Raw genomic sequence first — 15968 nt, forward strand, 5'->3', positions numbered from 1 at the left:
TTCCTACGCGGCGGCGCGCAGGTCTTCTTCGCCGCCCAGCGCCTCGGTCAGCGCCGACAGCATGCGCGCGAGTTCGCCTGTCATCAGGATGAAGTCGGATTCGAAGCGCTCGTCGTCGTTCGACGCGGTCGGATCGGCGGCTTCCTTGATGACGTCGAGCGCGCTCACGCGCTTCAATGTGAGCGATGGCGTCAGCACGTACGACACGCGGTCGTCCCACGTCATCGCGAGACGCATGCACTGCTTGCCCGCTTCGATATGGCGGCGCATGTCTTCCGTTTCGAGCGCGTGACCGACGTAGCGGACGGTCGCGTTGCCTTCGCCGGTCGAGCGCAGTTCCGTATCGCGATCGAGCGTGAAGCCCGCGGGCGCGTCGCCGGAAAGCAGCCATTCGGTCATCGCCGAAACGGGCGAGCGCGCCGTGCGGACGCTCGCGAGCGGCAGATCGGTGACGGACTTCACCAGCAAGCCGATGATGTCGTCGCACAGCGTCGCCGACGACGAATCGATCGCGAGCCAGCCGTTCACCGGATCGATCCACACGCGCGTATCGCGGCGGATGCTGAAGGCGCGCGGCAGGAGTTCGTCGGTGATCTGTTCCTTGAGCTCTTTCATCTGCTTGCGGCCGGGTTTGAAGCCCTGCTGCTCTTCGAGCTCGGCGGCGCGTTCCTTCACGAACTGCGTGACGACGGATGCGGGCAGCAGCTTCTTTTCCGCGCGATAGACGATGAGCATCTGACGGTTCGCCGTGTAGACGAGATCATCGTCGCCGCGCGGCGAGACCCAGCCGCGCCGCTCGTTCTCGATGCTCGACGCCGCGGTGAACGCGAGCGGCGCGAGCCATTGCTGCATCTGCTGCGGCGTGACGGACCAGTGTGCGGGAAGACGGTGAAGCTGAAGATTCTTGAACCACATGGCGCGGGATTTCGATGTAGTCGGAAAGGGGCGCCATTCTATACGAGTGCGCGTCAGTCGTTCGCGCGCCATTTTTGCGGCACGATCCGCCATTGCAGATTCACGCCCGCCGCGGCGAGCAGGATCAGCGCCGCGCCGGCCACTTGCAGCCACGCGAGCCGTTGCCCGAACGCGAGCCAGTCGACGACGATCGCCACCACCGGATAGATGAACGACAGCGCGCCCGTCGTCGCGGTCGGCAGCTTCTGGATCGCGCCGTACAGCAACACGTACATCAGTCCCGTGTTGACGACGCCGAGCACGACGAGATCGGTCCAGCCGCCGATCGTCGCGGGCATCGCATCGAAGCGCGCGAACGGCGCGAGCATCGCGATGCCGAATAACACATGCAGCATCGCGATCAGATGCGGCGGCGTGCCCGCGAGGCGCTTCGTGACGATCGACGATATCGCGTACAGAAAAGCCGCGCCGAGCGCATACGCAATGCCTTCGAGATACTGCCCCGGCATCGCGAGCACGGACGGCTCGACCCGCACCACCATCACAAGGCCGATGAACGCGACGCCGAGCCATGCGATCGTCGATACCGACACGCGCTCGTGCAACACGAGCGCGCCCAACGCGACCAGCATGAAGGGCTGCGTGTTGTAGACGGTCGTCGCCATCGAGATCGACGCGCGCGAATACGCGGCGAAAAGCAACAGCCAGTTGCCGACGATCGCCACGCTGCCGAGCGCGACGAGGCCGATCATGCGCCACGAGAAATAGCGCCTCTTCAAGAAGCCGAGCGCCGCGCACACGGCGATGAGCGTCGCGCCTCCGAACACGCAGCGGAAGAACACCACGTTCCAGGGCGTCTGCCCCGACGACACCACGAGCCAGCCGATCGTGCCCGACATCAGCATCGCGAGCGACATCTCGATCGCGCCGCGACGCAGTTCATTCGCACGCGATGCGCCGCCAAGCCGCGCATCGATTCTTTCGCTATTCATTTCGCGCCCGTCATGCAAGTTTCGATGGCTTCAAGTCTATCGATGCGCATCGTTCGAAACCATGCCTAAAATTAGGCTCACGCATCTTTCGACCTTTGAATCGAAGGCCATCATGGGAAAACACCTGAGCAACCCGCCGCAAGCGGGCATTGACGCAATCGATCGCGAACTCATCGCCGTGCTTGCGAGCGATGGACGCATCGCCGTGAGCGAGCTTGCGAAGCGCGTCGGCCTGTCGGCGCCGAGCACCGCCGAGCGCATGCGGCGCCTCGAGACGCAAGGCGTGATTCGCGGCTTCACCGTCGATATCGATCCGCGCGCGCTCGGCTACACGCTGCAGGCGATCGTGCGCGTGCAGCCGCTGCCGGGGCAATTGCATCTCGTCGAAGAAGCGATAAGGCGCATTCCCGAGTTCGTCGAATGCGACAAGGTGACGGGCGACGATTGCTTCGTATGCCGCCTCTATCTGCGCTCGATCGAGCATCTCGACGACATCCTTTCGCGCGTCACCGAGCGCGCCGCGACGAGCACGGCCATCATCAAGGCAACGCCGATCGAAAGACGCCTGCCGCCGCTCGGCTGATCGCTGCGCGTTTTTACCTGCAGAAGAACGGGGTTACACTTGAGTCGCCTGAAACCGCATCACAGCTATGCGCGCGAGGAGCGAACATGAGTGACTTCGACGCCAACCGCACCTTCCGCGGACTTCCGCTGACACCCGAGCAAGATGCCGAAGTGCGGCATTACATCAAGAAGAAAAAGCAGCGCGACGAGCCGTGGGACACGCCGGAACTCGAGGCGATGCTGCAGGACATGCTGGAGCCGCCAGGCGACGAAGACGGCCCCGCCGACGACGAAACCGACGAGGAAACGCGTTCGGCGGCAGAGCGCGCGTCCGCGTTCATCGACGAAGGCATGGACCCGATCGAGAACAGCGAGGAATGGCACGCCGCGATGGAAGCCGAAGCGATGAAAGGGCCACGACGCTAACGCGTTTCTCGCGCCGCGCAAAAAAGAAAGCGCCGGTCGATGCCGGCGCTTCATCCCTCCACTTCGCGCTTCACATTTCGCGCTTCACACTTCGCATCTCACTGCACGTTCAATGCCTGTGCCGCCAGTCGCGCGGCGGATGCGTATCCAGCCAACGCGCTTTCGGAGTATGGATATGCGGATGCCGGTGATGCATCACGATTACCACCGCGACGCATAGCACCAGGACGAGTCCCGCCATCAGGCTGATCATTGGCTCGGCCATCGCTACCTCCTTTCTCCGACAGGCGATGCCTGTATTTTAGGCGCTGTTTCGCGCGACGAATCACGCCCCGCGCGCACATGCTTCGCATGAAAGCAGCTAAGTCATCGAAAGCATGACGTGTTCCCATGTCCTATAGTGCTTTAGCACGTTTGGTTTGAAGATCCACGAAATCAACCGGGAGACGCAGATGGCGACGTGGAAACCCGATCCGAGCTTCTATCCTTCCCCGCGGCTCGCAGCGAAAGCGCCGCGCGAAACGCTGGCTTATGTCGCGACGTTCGATCCCGAGCGCAAGTCGCCGGACAAGATCGCCGTCGTCGATGTCGATCCGGATTCGCCGGACTATACGAAGATCGTCGGCGAAATCGCGATGCCCGATGTCGGCGACGAGTTGCATCACTTCGGTTGGAACGCATGCTCGTCGTGCCTGTGCCCGAATGCGCCGCATCCGCACATGGAGCGGCGCTATCTCGTCGTGCCGGGGCTGCGTTCGTCGCGCGTGCATATCATCGACACGAAGCCCGATCCGAAGAAGCCGGTGATCGTGAAGACGATCGAGCCCGCGGAACTCGCGGAAAAGACCGGCTATACGCGGCCGCATACCGTGCATTGCGGGCCGGGCGGCATCTTTATCACCGCGCTCGGCAACGCCGAAGGCAAGGCGCCCGGCGGCGTGCTGATGCTCGATCAGCAGAGCTTCGATCCGCTCGGCCGATGGGAAGTCGATCGCGGACCGCAACGGCTCGCGTACGACGGCTGGTGGCATCTCGGCTACGACACGATGGTCACGAGCGAATGGGGCACGCCCGACACCTTCGAGGAAGGCCTCGTGCCCGATCTGCTGCTCGGCGCGAAGTACGGACGCAAGCTGCATTTCTGGGACTTCACGAAGCGCAAGCACATTCAGGAGATCGATTTCGGCGACGAATATCAGCTCGTCTTCGAACTGCGTCCCGCGCACGATCCGACCAAGGCATATGGTTTCGTGAACTGCGTGATCAGTCTGAAGGATCTGTCGTCGTCGATCTGGACCTGGTATCGCGACAAGGACAAGTGGGCGGTGAAAAAGATCATCGACATTCCCGCCGAACCCGCCGATGCCGACAAGCTGCCGCCGTTATTGAAGGGCTTCAATGCGGTGCCGCCGCTCGTCTCCGATATCGATCTGTCGATGGACGACCGCTTTCTGTACGTGTCGTGCTGGGGCACCGGCGACATGCTGCAATACGACGTCTCCGATCCCTTCGCGCCGAAACTGACGGGCAAGGTGCGTATCGGCGGCGTGGTCGCGCGCGCGACGCATCCGGGCGCGAAGAACGGCGCGCTGAATGGCGGCCCGCAGATGGTCGAAGTGAGCCGCGACGGCCGCCGCGTCTACTTCACGAATTCGCTGTACGGCGCGGTCGATGCGCAGTTCTATCCCGAAGGCATCGACGGCTGGATGGTGAAGCTCGATGCCGATCCCAACGGCGGCCTCGCCGTCGACGACAAGTTTTTCATCGACTGGCCCAAGGGACATCGGCCGCATCAGATCCGGCTGCAAGGGGGCGATTGCTCGTCGGATTCGTACTGCTATCCCTGATCCGCCGCGAGACACTTCGCATGGACGCCGCATCGCCCGCGCTCCTCCTCACCGCCGCGGGCCTCGGCGCGTTTCACGGTCTCAATCCCGCGATGGGATGGCTCTTCGCCGTCGCGCTCGGCCTGTATGCGCGAAGCCGCCGCGTCGCGCTCGTATCGCTCGTGCCGATCGCGCTCGGCCACGCGGCGTCGGTCGCGCTCGTGCTCGCGGGCGCGCTCACGCTCGGCGCGGCGGTCGGCCATGACCTGCTCGCACGCGGCTGCGGGGCGCTGCTGATCGGCTGGGGCGTGTGGAGCGCGTGGCGCGGGCATCGCGGACGCCCGACCGTCGGCATGCGTACCGGGCTGGCCGGTCTCGCGTTATGGTCCTTCATGATGTCGAGCGCGCACGGCGCAGGTTTGATGCTGGTGCCGGCGCTCTTGCCGTTGTGCACGGGCGCGATGCCAAAGACGGCTTTCGAAGCCAGTGCACTCGCGTTGACCGTGCATACCGGCGCGATGCTCGCCGTCATCGCGACGATCTCCATGTTCGCGATGTCCCTTCAGGAACGCGGCGGACTCGGCTTTCTACGCAGCGGATGGATCAACGTCGACTGGATCTGGAGCGCGGCATTGATCGCGTGCGGCTTATTTCTATTCGTCTGACGCGGAGTCCTGCACGCCGAATTGCATTTTGCATACGTTATGCGCGATGGCATTTTGCATGCATCGCGCATAGCACAGAATTCAATCGCGGCGCGACACTTCCTCCGGATTCGGCAATTCGGCGGTGGTCCACCCTCCGCCCAGCGCCTTCACGAGAGCGACGCTCGCCGCCATGCGGCGCCGCTCGATACGCACCGCCGTGCGTTGATCCGACAGCACGATTGCCTGCGTCACCACCACGCTCAGATACGTGATCGCGCCGTTCTCGTAGCGATTGCTGACCTTGCCGAGCGCGCGCTGGGCGGCATCGACGGCATCGCGTTGTGCTTCGCTTTCGCGGCGCAGCACTTCCAGCGCATTCAGGTTGTCTTCCACTTGCCCGAACGCGGTCAGCACGGTTTGCCGATAATCGGCGACCTTCTCGTCGTAGTCAGCGCGCGCCGCATCGCGAGCCGCCGCGCGACCGCCGAAGTCCAGCACCGTGAATGCGAGCTGTGGCCCGAGCGACCAGAATCGGCTCGGCGCTTCGAGCCATGAACTGAAGCGCGTCGCCTCGAGACCGCCCGTCGCGGCGAGCAGAAGGTTCGGAAAGAACGCCGCCGTCGCCACGCCGACGCGCGCATTCGCCTCGGCCACGCGCCGCTCCGCCGCCGCGATATCCGGCCTGCGCTCGAGCAACGCGGACGGCACGCCGGGCGGCAGCACCGCGAGCGCCGCCGACGGATGCGGCGAATGCGCTTCGTTGAGCGGCGCGACATCGAGCGTAAAACTCGACGGACTCTCGCCGACGAGAATCGCGATCGCATTGACGAGGCTCGTTCGCGTGGTCTCCAGATCGATGAATTGTGCCTGCGTCGCGCGCAGTTGCTCTTCGGCCTGCGCGACATCCGATTCCGCCGCGACGCCGCCCGCAAAACGATCGCGTGTGAGCGCGAGCGCCTTCTCATAGGCTTGCAGCGTCGCCTGCAACAGCCGTTCTTCTTCGACGATGCCGCGCAAATCGAAGTAGTCGGTCGCGAGTTCGGCCTGCATCGACAGAATCGCGCTGTGCAGATCCGCGGCGCTCGCCTGCGCTTCTGCGCGGCCACCTTCGACAGCACGCGAGATGCGGCCCCAGAGATCCGGCTCCCACGAGATCTGTGCGTCGATCAGATAGTCGGGCACGGTCACGCCCGCGCTCGATTTGTACAGGACGTTCGACGATACCCGCGACTGATTGAATGCGGCATTCGCCGTGATGGTCGGAAAGTACGCCGAACGCGCCTGCGCGGCCGCCGCACGCGCTCCACGAAAACGCGCGGCGGCCGCGGCCACGGTCTGATTCGCTGTCGCGACACGTTCTTCGAGCGCGTTCAATTGCGGATCGCCATAGACTTCCCACCACGGCGCGCGCGGCTTCGCATCGGCGGGCTGCGCAGGCTTCCATTCTTGCGATGCCGACGCAGGCGCATCGAGCGGCATCTGCGACTTGTACGCAGCAGGCGTAGAAGTTTCGGGCCGCACGTAATCCGGCCCGACGGCGCAGCCGCCCAATGCCGCGATAGTTAGCGATGCAACTAATTCGAGCGATGCGCGCCTCATCACGACTCGCTTCCTTCAGCCTTCGCTGCACCACCGCTCGCGGCGTCGCTCGAACCCGCGCGGCCGATACGCACCGCCGCGCCATCGATGATCGAATCGGGCGGATTGACGATCACGCGCTCATCGCCATTCAATCCGGAGACGATCGACACACGCGTGCCGTAGTCGGTGCCGAGCGTGATCGGCAGAAGCTTCACGCGGTTGTTCGCATCGACGCTCGCGGCATGCACGCCATCCGGACGGAACAACAGCGCATTGCCGGGCAGCGTGTATGAAGGACTCGCGCTCGTGAGACGAAAGCGCACTTGCGCATACGCGCCCGCAAGCAATTCGCCCGCCGGATTCTTCACATCGACTTCGACGCGCATCGTGCGCGCGACGGGATCGACCGCGCCCGCGGTACGCACCGTGACGCCGTCGAACTTGCGATTGCGCTCTTCGTTGAGCAGCAACTCCGCGGGCAAACCAACCGTGATCATCCGCGCATACGCTTGCGGCACATCGACGAACACACGCAACGTCGACGCATCCTGAATGTGGAAGAGCTCGCGGCCGGCGGCGCCGCTGCCGGCGTCGATCAACTGACCGACATCGGTGTTGCGCGCGGTGACGACGCCATCGAAGGGTGCATAGATCTTCTGGAACGACACGAGTTGTTCGAGCCGCGACACGTTCGCCTGCGCCGCGTTCAGCGCCGCTTCCTTCGCGAGCATGTCGCCGTTCTTTTCATCGGTCTCCTGGCGCGACACCGAGTTGTTCTTCAGCATCTGCGCCCAGCGCTCCGCAGTCGTCTTCGCAAGCAGATAGTTCGCGCGCGCCGTTTGCGCATCGGCGCGCGCCTGACGAAGCTGATCGTTGATTTCGGGCGCATCGATCTCCGCGAGCAACTGGCCCTTCTTCACCTTCGTGCCGATATCGACGGTCCAGCGCTTCAGATACCCATTGGTGCGCGCGAAGATCGGCGCATCGGAGAACGCGCGGATATCGCCTGCGAGCACGAGATCCTGCGAGGCCTTCATGCGCGTCGGCTTGATGACCTCGACCGTCTGCAAGCCGTGCTCGTTCGCATCGCGTTCGAGTTCCGCGTGCGCGGCGCGGCGCGACAGGATTCCCTGCGCGATGAGCGCGACCACGACCACGAGCGCGATCACGAGCCATAAGCGCCCTCGCCGCCTGTTGCCCGATCGTTGCGACAACTGCTCTTCCATTCTTGCTCCGCCTGCTGTTCGATTGTTTTATTGCGCCGCTTTCCGTGCCGCCGCGCCCGGTCCCTTGCCGCGTGCTTCCATGCGCCGATAGACGATCGAAAACACGACCGGCACGAAGAACAGCGTTGCGATGGTGCCGACCATCAGGCCGCCGATCACCGCCCGCCCGAGCGGCGCATTCTGCTCGCCGCCTTCACCGAGCCCGATCGCCATCGGCACCATGCCGATCATCATCGCGAGCGCGGTCATCAGCACCGGCCTGAAACGCGTATAGCCCGCTTCCAGCGCGGAGCGCACTGCGTCGCCATGTTCGGCGAGCGCGGCGCGCGCGAAGCTCACCAAAAGAATGCTGTTTGCCGTCGCGATGCCTATGCACATGATCGCGCCGGTCAATGCGGGAATCGACAACGTCGTATGCGTCAGGAACAACATCCACACGATGCCCGCGAGCGCGCCCGGCAATGCGGTGATGATGATGAACGGATCGAGCCACGACTGGAAGTTCACGACGATCAGCAAGTACACCAGCACGACCGCGAGAATGAGGCCGAATGCGAGACCCGAAAACGATCCGTTCATCGTCTCGACCTGGCCGCGCATTTCGATCGTCGAGCCTTTGGGCAATTCGCCGCGCGCTTCGTCGATGATGCGTTGCACGTCGTCCGCCACTGCGCCGAGATCGCGCCGCTCGGTGGTCGCATAGAGATTGATGGTGGTCTGCGCGTTGTAGTGATAGACGACCGCATCGCGCGCGCTGCGCGAAAGCGTTGCGAGCGCGCCGAGAATATTGGTCTTGCCGCTCGACGATGTCACCGGAATGTTCGCCACCGATTGCAGCGAGTTCATGTCGTATTGCGGCGCCGTCGTGATGACGTTATAGCTCACGCCATTCACCGGATTGAGCCAGAACGTGGGCGTCGTCTGCTGACTGCCCGACAGCGTGATGAGCAAGTTGTTCGCGACATCGCGCTGCGTGAAGCCCGCTTGCAACGCCTTCGTGCGATCGACCTCGACGTTGATCGCAGGCAGATCGGATGGCTGCTGGATGCGCGCATCGACGAGACCCGGCACGCGGCGAATCTTTTCCAGCATGCGATTCGCCAGCGCGCGATTGCCGCGCACATCGCGGCCGGTGATCGCTATATCGATCGGCGCGGGCACGCCGAAGTTGAGGATCTGACTCACGATATCGGCGGGCAGGAATGAAAACGTCACGCCGGGAAACTCCTGCGGCAGGCGCTTTCGCAACTCGTGGATATAGCCTTCTGTCGGCGCGTGATCTTCGTTGAGGCTGATGAGCACGTCGGCATCGGCGGAACTGACCGTGCCCGTGTTGTTGTACGAGAGATTGATACCCGATACCGGCAAGCCCATGTTGTCGATGATCGAGCGAATCTCGCCGCGCGGAATCAATTGCCTGATGCGTGCATCGACGCGATCCGTCAGCGCCGCCGTTTCCTCGATGCGCGTGCCCGTCTTCGCGCGCATATGCAGCGCGATCACGCCTGAATCGATCGACGGAAAGAAGTCGCGCCCGAGGAACGGCGCAAGCCCGAGCGACAGCAGGCAGCACAGCAAAAACAACGAAGCGAAGCGGCCCGGTTGCGCGAGCTGCGCTTCGAGAAAGCGTCGATAGCGATGGCGCACGGACTCGAAATGACGCTCGAATGCGAGATGAATCCGCACGAACGGATTGCGCGAGCCTTTCATCGATTCGACATCGCCGCCCATGTGCTCGTGATGACGCAACAGATACTTCGCAAGCGTCGGGATCAGCGTGCGCGAGAAGAAGTACGACGCGAGCATCGCGAACACGACGGCTTCGGCCATCGGCACGAACAGGTAATGCGCGACGCCCGTCAGCAGGAACATCGGAATGAACACGATGCAGATAGAGAGCGTCGACACGAGCGTCGGCACGGCGATCTGCTGCGCGCCATCGAGAATCGCATGCTCCAGTTCCTTGCCCTGCTCTAAGTTCTGGCTGATGTTTTCGATTGCAACTGTCGCGTCGTCGACGAGGATACCGACCGCAAGCGCGAGGCCGCCGAGCGTCATGATGTTGATCGTCTGCCCGATCGCGGAGAGCGCGACGATCGACGTCAGCATCGAAAGCGGTATCGAGATCGCGATGATGAGCGTCGCACGCCAGCTTCCCAGAAACAGCAGCACCATCAGCGCAGTCAGGCCCGCTGCGATCACCGCTTCACGCAGCACGCCCGACACCGACGCGCGCACGAAGAGCGATTGATCCGCAACGGGCTCGATCTTCAGCGACTCGGGCACCATGCCGCGCAAGGTCGGCAACAGGTTCTTCACGCGCGCGACGATATCGAGCGTCGATGCATTGCCGCTCTTGTTGATCGTGAGTAAGGAAGCGCGGGTGCCGTCCACCCGCACGATATTGGTTTGCGGCTGGAAGCCGTCGCGCACATGCGCGACGTCCTTGATATAGATCGTGCCGCCAGGACCGGTGCGGATCGGTATGTCGTTGAGTCCTTCGATCGAGCCCGGACTCGCGTTCAGGCCGACCGAGTATTCCGTTGCGCCGATCTTCGTCGTGCCCGTCGGCAGAATCAGATTCTGCGCGCTGATTGCATTGACCACGTCGGTCGGCGCGAGGTTCTTCGCCTGCAGCTTGCGCGAATCGATATCGACCATGATCTGCCGCTGCTTGCCGCCATAAGGCAATGGCACCGAAGCGCCCTGCACGGTCGCGAGCTGCGTCTTCAGAAAGCTATTGCCGAAGTCGTAGAGCTGCTGTTCGCTGAGTTCCGACGACGACAACGCGAGCCGCAGAATCGGCACCGTCGATGCATTGAAGCGCAAGATATTCGGCGGCGTGATGCCGGGCGGCAGCGAGCGCAATTGCGTTTGCGAGAGCGCGGTAATCTCGGCGATAGCTTCATCGACATTCGCATTAGGCTGAAAGTGGATGCGAATGACCGCAATGCCCGGCAGCGATTCCGACTCGATGTGCTCGATGTCGTTGACCGCCACCGACAACCCGCGCTCGTAATTGAGCGTGATGCGGCGCTCCATTTGATCGGGCGGCAGGCCCGTATAAGACCAGATGACGCTGACAACGGGAATATCGATATTCGGAAAGATATCGGTCGGCGTCCGCACGATGACGAGCGGACCGATGATCAGCAAGAGCAACGACAGGACGATGAATGTGTACGGGCGCTTCAGCGCGAGTCTGACAATCCACATCTAGGTTTCGCCTGCCCCGTTCGTTGTTCGTTATTCGAATGCTATGCGACGACACTGCGCCCGCAGACGCAAATGCACTCGATACGATGACACAACTGAAGCTTACAAAACAATTTGCGCAAACGGTTGCGAGGGTTTTTGCGGAATGATTTCTGCAGAAGAATGCGGGGCCGCACCGAAAACGGAACGCGCGTTCCAATTGTTGGAAATGAATTGCGCCTCGCAGAGCGCGAGGCGCTTGGCGATGCGGAAAGTTATGCCGCTACGGGACGAAGATCGAGTACGCGCTTGGCCTTGCCGGTTGCCGTCGTCGGCAGTTCGCCGGAATCGAGCACGCGCACTTGCGTCGATACGCCGACCATCGTCTTGACGCGATGCTGAAGTTCGCGCGAGAGACCGGCGCGGTCGCTCTCGTTCAGCGTTGCGCAGACTTCCGGGCGTGCTTCGACTGAGACGGACAGCGAATCCATGTGGCCGTCGCGCGACACGCACAACTGATACTGGCCGCTCAGGCGCGGAATCGCAAGGATCAACTCTTCGATCTGGCTCGGGAACACATTGACGCCGCGAATGATGAGCATGTCATCCGAGCGGCCCGTGATCTTCGCGAGGCGACGCATCGAGCGCGCGCTCGGCGGCAGCAACGAAGTGAGATCGCGCGTGCGGTAACGGATCATCGGCATCGCTTCCTTCGTGAGCGAAGTGAAGACCAGTTCGCCCGTGCTGCCTTCCGGAAGCACTTCGCCCGTCACGGGATCGATAATCTCGGGATAGAAATGATCTTCCCAGATCGTCGGGCCATCCTTCGTCTCGATACATTCACACGCAACGCCCGGACCCATGATTTCCGAGAGGCCGTAGATGTCGAGTGCCTGTATGCCCGCACGCGTTTCGATCTCGCTGCGCAATCCCTGGCTCCATGGCTCGGCGCCGAAGATGCCGATCTTGAGCGACGTGTTCGCCGGGTCCATGCCCTGCCGTGTCATTTCATCGAGCAGATTCAGCATGTACGACGGCGTGACGAGAATGATCTTCGGCGCGAAATCGCGGATCAGTTGAACCTGCTTCTCGGTCTGACCGCCTGACATCGGCACCACCATGCAGCCCAGACGTTCGGCGCCGTAGTGAATGCCGAGACCGCCGGTGAAGAGACCATAGCCGAACGCATTGTGCAGCGTGTCGCCTCTGCGCCCACCAGCAGCTCTGATTGAACGCGCCGTGACGTTGGCCCACGTGTCGATGTCTTTCGCGGTATAGCCGACCACCGTCGGCTTGCCCGTCGTGCCGCTCGATGCATGCACGCGCACGACCTGATCGCGCGGCACGGCGAAGAGCCCGAAGGGATAGTTGTCGCGTAGGTCGGTTTTCGTCGTGGTCGGAAAACGCGCGAGATCGGATAGCTCGCGCAGGTCGTCTGGATGCACGCCCGCAGCGTCGAAAGCACGGCGATAGTGTGCGACGTTTTCATAGGCGTGACGCAACGTCCACTTCAGGCGTTCGAGTTGCAGAGCCTGAAGCTCGTCCCGGCTCGCGCGCTCGATCGGTTCCAGTTCGCTTTGCTGTGCAATGGATTGAACCACGGTTGTCTCCTGCATGAATGCTCGATGAATGAATGATGCGTCTTCGCTTCAGTGAAAGCGCTGGCCCGAATAACGCAATGCCGCGATGAGCGGCGATGCGCGATAACGGTCTTCGCCGTAATGCGCAGCGAGATGAAGCAGCACGTCGTGAACGCGGCCGATGCCGATGCGTTCGCCCCACGCGAGCGGTCCGAGCGGATAGTTCACGCCCTTCTCCATCGCGAGGTCGAGATCGGCGCTCGTGCAAACGCCTTGATTCACGGCGTCGGCCGCTTCGTTGACGAGCATCGCGACGGTTCGCATCACGGTCATGCCGGCGACATCGTTCAATGGCACGACTGCATAACCGGCTTGCGCCAATGCGCCGGCTGCCGCAGCGTAGGCTTCGCCGGAGCATTGACGCGCGTGCGTGAGCGCCACGCTTTGCGCGTTCGCATAGTCGAGCGCGAGATCGACCAGCACGATGTTGTCGATGCCGAGCGCATGCGCGCGTTCCGTCGCCGTGCGTCCATCGGTAAGGAAAAGATACGCATCATCGATTTGTGCGATCAGCCCGGGCATGTCGTTTTTAGCGACGCTCGCCGGCGCGATGCGCGCTTGCAGGCGTTCGTATAAAGGCACGCTTTCTCCGAGCACGATCTTCGAAGGCGTATGAGCATTCGTTTCGATGCGCGCGACAGGCTTCGTGGCATCAGCGCCATAGTCATAAAAGCCACGGCCGGTCTTGCGACCAAGAAAGCCCGCATTCACCAATTCCTGTTGAATCAGCGAAGGCGTGAAGCGCGGATCGTTGAAGTACGCGTTGAACACCGATTGCGTCACGGCGAAATTCACGTCGTGGCCGATCAAGTCCATCAACTCGAATGGACCCATTCTGAAGCCGCCCGAATCGCGCATGACGGCATCGATGGAAGCGGCGTCAGCGCCCTGCTCGTTGAGCACGCGCAAGCCTTCCGCATAGAACGGCCGAGCCACGCGATTGACGATGAATCCCGGCGTCGATTTTGCATGTACCGGCGTCTTGCCCCATGCCGCGGCTGTGGCATGCACGGTTTGTGCGACCGCATCGGATGTTGCGAGTCCGTGCACGACTTCGACGAGGGCCATGAGCGGTGCCGGATTGAAGAAGTGCATCCCGACCACGCGCGACGGATGCTTCAAGGGCGCCGCGATCGCCGTGATCGAAATGGATGACGTGTTGGTCGCGAGCATGCACTCGTGCGTCACGATGCTTTCGAGCTCGATGAACAGCGCGCGCTTGAGCTCGAGACGTTCCGCAATGGCTTCGATGACAAGCGATGCCGTGCGCAAGTCAGCGAGACTCGTAACGACGCGCACGCGATCGATGGCTTGCTGTCCTGCGGACTCTTCGAGCTTCTTCTTGTCGATCAGGCGCTGCACGTTCGCCGCGATTGCATTGCGCGCCTTGTCGAGCGCTTTCGCATCGAGATCGTAAAGCAGCACGGTGTGCCCCGCGAGCGCTGCGACCTGGGCAATGCCTGCGCCCATCGCGCCGGCGCCGATCACGCCGACGATCGCCGATGTCTGAATGGCCTGTGTCATGTCGCCAGGTCCCTCAGATGCGCTCGATTGCGATCGCGATGCCCTGACCCACGCCGATGCACATCGTGCATAGCGCATAGCGCCCGTTGCGGCGCTCGAGTTCGTACATTGCGGTGGTGACGAGGCGCGCACCCGATGCGCCGAGCGGATGACCGAGCGCGATGGCGCCGCCATTCGGATTCACGCGCGGATCGTCCTCGGCAAGGCCCAGTTGACGAAGCACCGCGATGCCTTGCGATGCGAAGGCCTCGTTGAGTTCGATGACGTCGAACTGATCGAGCGTGAGGCCTGTACGTGCAAGCAGCTTCTTCGTCGCGGGCGCGGGACCGATGCCCATGATGCGCGGCTCGACACCCACCGTCGCCATGCCGATGATGCGCGCTCGCGGCGTGAGTCCATGACGCCTCGCAGCATCCTCGTTCGCGATGATGAGCGCGCATGCGCCATCGTTCACGCCCGATGCGTTGCCCGCGGTCACGCTGCCGTCGGGACGCACGACGCCCTTCAGCTTCGCGAGCGATTCGAGCGAGGTCTCGCGCGGATGCTCGTCGCGATCGATCGCGATCGCTTCGCCCTTCTTTTGCGGCACATTCACCGCGACGATTTCCTGTGCGAGCGTGCCATCGGCCTGTGCGCGTGCCGCACGCTGCTGGCTGCGCAGCGCGAAGCGATCTTGCGCATCGCGCGAAATGTTGAAATCGACCGCGACGTTCTCCGCGGTCTCCGGCATCGAGTCGACGCCATAACGCACACGCATCGCGCGATTGATGAAACGCCAGCCGATGGTCGTATCGAAGATATCAGCCGAACGCGAGAATGCGCTCGATGCTTTACCCATCACGAAAGGCGCACGCGTCATGCTCTCGACGCCACCCGCAAGATACAGCGAACCGTCGCCGGCCTTGATCGCGCGCGCGGCACTGCCGACCGCGTCCATGCCCGAGCCGCACAGACGGTTGATCGTCGAGCCCGGCACGTCGATAGGCAAACCCGCGAGCAAGCTCGACATGCGCGCGACGTTGCGGTTATCTTCGCCAGCCTGATTCGCGCAGCCGTAGATCACATCGTCGATCTGCGTCCAGTCCACCGACGCGTTGCGCTTCATGAGCGCGGTGATGGGCACGGCGCCGAGATCGTCGGCGCGGACGTCCTTGAAAACGCCGCCGTAGCGGCCGAATGGAGTACGAATCGCGTCGCAAATGAAGGCTTCAGTCATGACAAGTCTCGATGTGGAGAATGATCGATCGCAGCGAAGCCGCGCAATAGTTGCATTGCTAACGACTTCGGCGCTTGAATAGATTTGGAATCGCTTCGGCTTCACGCGCATCGTTGCGATGCGCGACTTTCTAATGAATCGGGACGTCGCTTACCGCTCGTCGAAGCTCACAACCACGCGCTCGCTCACCGGATGGCACTGGCAGGTCAGCACGAA

Annotated in this window: 13 protein-coding genes; 4 read left to right on the forward strand and 9 right to left on the reverse strand. The window is 62.7% G+C overall.

The features are described from left to right. Positions 1 to 3: 3 nt before the first annotated feature. Together NCR93_RS07310 and NCR93_RS07315 are read right to left on the reverse strand one after the other, a co-directional pair. A complete protein-coding gene (locus tag NCR93_RS07310; RefSeq protein WP_033537178.1) occupies positions 4 to 915 on the reverse strand; it encodes a recombination-associated protein RdgC in 912 nt (303 codons plus the stop codon). A 53-nt stretch (positions 916 to 968) separates the two neighbouring features. Then, positions 969 to 1907 carry a DMT family transporter gene (locus tag NCR93_RS07315; protein ID WP_175983151.1) on the reverse strand — a complete coding sequence of 313 codons (939 nt, stop codon included), beginning with the start codon at positions 1905 to 1907 and terminating at the stop codon, positions 969 to 971. Between the two features lie 112 nt (positions 1908 to 2019). Between NCR93_RS07315 and NCR93_RS07320 the strand changes: the two genes are divergently transcribed. Then, the gene (locus NCR93_RS07320) at positions 2020 to 2490 is read left to right on the forward strand and encodes an Lrp/AsnC family transcriptional regulator (RefSeq protein ID WP_008349572.1); all 471 of its coding nucleotides are present in this window, start codon (positions 2020 to 2022) and stop codon (positions 2488 to 2490) included. Between the two features lie 86 nt (positions 2491 to 2576). After that, positions 2577 to 2897, forward strand: coding sequence for a hypothetical protein (locus tag NCR93_RS07325; protein WP_008349571.1), 321 nt, complete (start codon positions 2577 to 2579; stop codon positions 2895 to 2897). A gap of 109 nt (positions 2898 to 3006) precedes the next feature. Here the strand turns inward: NCR93_RS07325 and NCR93_RS07330 are convergent, their stop codons facing one another. After that, a complete protein-coding gene (locus NCR93_RS07330) occupies positions 3007 to 3162 on the reverse strand; it encodes a hypothetical protein (protein ID WP_167354197.1) in 156 nt (51 codons plus the stop codon). Positions 3163 to 3349: 187 nt separating this feature from the next. On the opposite strand from NCR93_RS07330, the gene NCR93_RS07335 reads away from it, so the two are divergent. Together NCR93_RS07335 and NCR93_RS07340 are read left to right on the forward strand one after the other, a co-directional pair. Beyond that, a complete protein-coding gene (locus tag NCR93_RS07335; RefSeq protein ID WP_175983150.1) occupies positions 3350 to 4744 on the forward strand; it encodes a selenium-binding family protein in 1395 nt (464 codons plus the stop codon). 20 nt (positions 4745 to 4764) lie between these two features. Then, on the forward strand, positions 4765 to 5388 hold the full coding sequence (locus NCR93_RS07340; protein WP_175983149.1) for a hypothetical protein: 624 nt from the start codon (positions 4765 to 4767) through the stop codon (positions 5386 to 5388). An 81-nt stretch (positions 5389 to 5469) separates the two neighbouring features. Here the strand turns inward: NCR93_RS07340 and NCR93_RS07345 are convergent, their stop codons facing one another. The 6 genes from NCR93_RS07345 to pcaF all read right to left on the reverse strand — a co-directional run bounded on the left by NCR93_RS07345 (position 5470) and on the right by pcaF (position 15752). Continuing rightward, positions 5470 to 6969: an efflux transporter outer membrane subunit gene (locus tag NCR93_RS07345; protein ID WP_175983161.1), complete on the reverse strand. Its 1500-nt coding sequence runs from the start codon at positions 6967 to 6969 to the stop codon at positions 5470 to 5472. Then, positions 6969 to 8177: an efflux RND transporter periplasmic adaptor subunit gene (locus tag NCR93_RS07350; protein WP_008349563.1), complete on the reverse strand. Its 1209-nt coding sequence runs from the start codon at positions 8175 to 8177 to the stop codon at positions 6969 to 6971. The genes NCR93_RS07345 and NCR93_RS07350 overlap by 1 nt, the downstream gene beginning before the upstream one ends. A 27-nt stretch (positions 8178 to 8204) precedes the next feature. Beyond that, positions 8205 to 11393 (reverse strand): efflux RND transporter permease subunit, encoded by a 3189-nt coding sequence (locus NCR93_RS07355; RefSeq protein ID WP_250532194.1) that lies wholly within the window; start codon positions 11391 to 11393, stop codon positions 8205 to 8207. A 254-nt stretch (positions 11394 to 11647) separates the two neighbouring features. Next, the gene (paaK, locus tag NCR93_RS07360) at positions 11648 to 12988 is read right to left on the reverse strand and encodes a phenylacetate--CoA ligase PaaK (protein ID WP_008349558.1); all 1341 of its coding nucleotides are present in this window, start codon (positions 12986 to 12988) and stop codon (positions 11648 to 11650) included. A 33-nt stretch (positions 12989 to 13021) separates the two neighbouring features. Then, the gene (locus tag NCR93_RS07365; RefSeq protein ID WP_175983147.1) at positions 13022 to 14536 is read right to left on the reverse strand and encodes a 3-hydroxyacyl-CoA dehydrogenase; all 1515 of its coding nucleotides are present in this window, start codon (positions 14534 to 14536) and stop codon (positions 13022 to 13024) included. Between the two features lie 13 nt (positions 14537 to 14549). Then, positions 14550 to 15752 carry a 3-oxoadipyl-CoA thiolase gene (gene pcaF / locus NCR93_RS07370; protein ID WP_175983146.1) on the reverse strand — a complete coding sequence of 401 codons (1203 nt, stop codon included), beginning with the start codon at positions 15750 to 15752 and terminating at the stop codon, positions 14550 to 14552. Positions 15753 to 15968 lie beyond the last annotated feature (216 nt).

This window comes from Caballeronia sp. ATUFL_F1_KS39, assembly GCF_023630985.1.
Lineage (GTDB): Bacteria > Pseudomonadota > Gammaproteobacteria > Burkholderiales > Burkholderiaceae > Caballeronia > Caballeronia zhejiangensis.

What these genes read in the sequence shown, in the direction of transcription:
- NCR93_RS07310 (WP_033537178.1), bottom strand. Translation starts at nt 915, where the DNA reads ATGTGGTTCAAGAATCTTCAGCTTCACCGTCTTCCCGCACACTGGTCC.
- NCR93_RS07315 (WP_175983151.1), bottom strand. Translation starts at nt 1,907, where the DNA reads ATGAATAGCGAAAGAATCGATGCGCGGCTTGGCGGCGCATCGCGTGCG.
- NCR93_RS07320 (WP_008349572.1), top strand. Translation starts at nt 2,020, where the DNA reads ATGGGAAAACACCTGAGCAACCCGCCGCAAGCGGGCATTGACGCAATC.
- NCR93_RS07325 (WP_008349571.1), top strand. Translation starts at nt 2,577, where the DNA reads ATGAGTGACTTCGACGCCAACCGCACCTTCCGCGGACTTCCGCTGACA.
- NCR93_RS07330 (WP_167354197.1), bottom strand. Translation starts at nt 3,162, where the DNA reads ATGGCCGAGCCAATGATCAGCCTGATGGCGGGACTCGTCCTGGTGCTA.
- NCR93_RS07335 (WP_175983150.1), top strand. Translation starts at nt 3,350, where the DNA reads ATGGCGACGTGGAAACCCGATCCGAGCTTCTATCCTTCCCCGCGGCTC.
- NCR93_RS07340 (WP_175983149.1), top strand. Translation starts at nt 4,765, where the DNA reads ATGGACGCCGCATCGCCCGCGCTCCTCCTCACCGCCGCGGGCCTCGGC.
- NCR93_RS07345 (WP_175983161.1), bottom strand. Translation starts at nt 6,969, where the DNA reads ATGAGGCGCGCATCGCTCGAATTAGTTGCATCGCTAACTATCGCGGCA.
- NCR93_RS07350 (WP_008349563.1), bottom strand. Translation starts at nt 8,177, where the DNA reads ATGGAAGAGCAGTTGTCGCAACGATCGGGCAACAGGCGGCGAGGGCGC.
- NCR93_RS07355 (WP_250532194.1), bottom strand. Translation starts at nt 11,393, where the DNA reads ATGTGGATTGTCAGACTCGCGCTGAAGCGCCCGTACACATTCATCGTC.
- paaK (WP_008349558.1), bottom strand. Translation starts at nt 12,988, where the DNA reads ATGCAGGAGACAACCGTGGTTCAATCCATTGCACAGCAAAGCGAACTG.
- NCR93_RS07365 (WP_175983147.1), bottom strand. Translation starts at nt 14,536, where the DNA reads ATGACACAGGCCATTCAGACATCGGCGATCGTCGGCGTGATCGGCGCC.
- pcaF (WP_175983146.1), bottom strand. Translation starts at nt 15,752, where the DNA reads ATGACTGAAGCCTTCATTTGCGACGCGATTCGTACTCCATTCGGCCGC.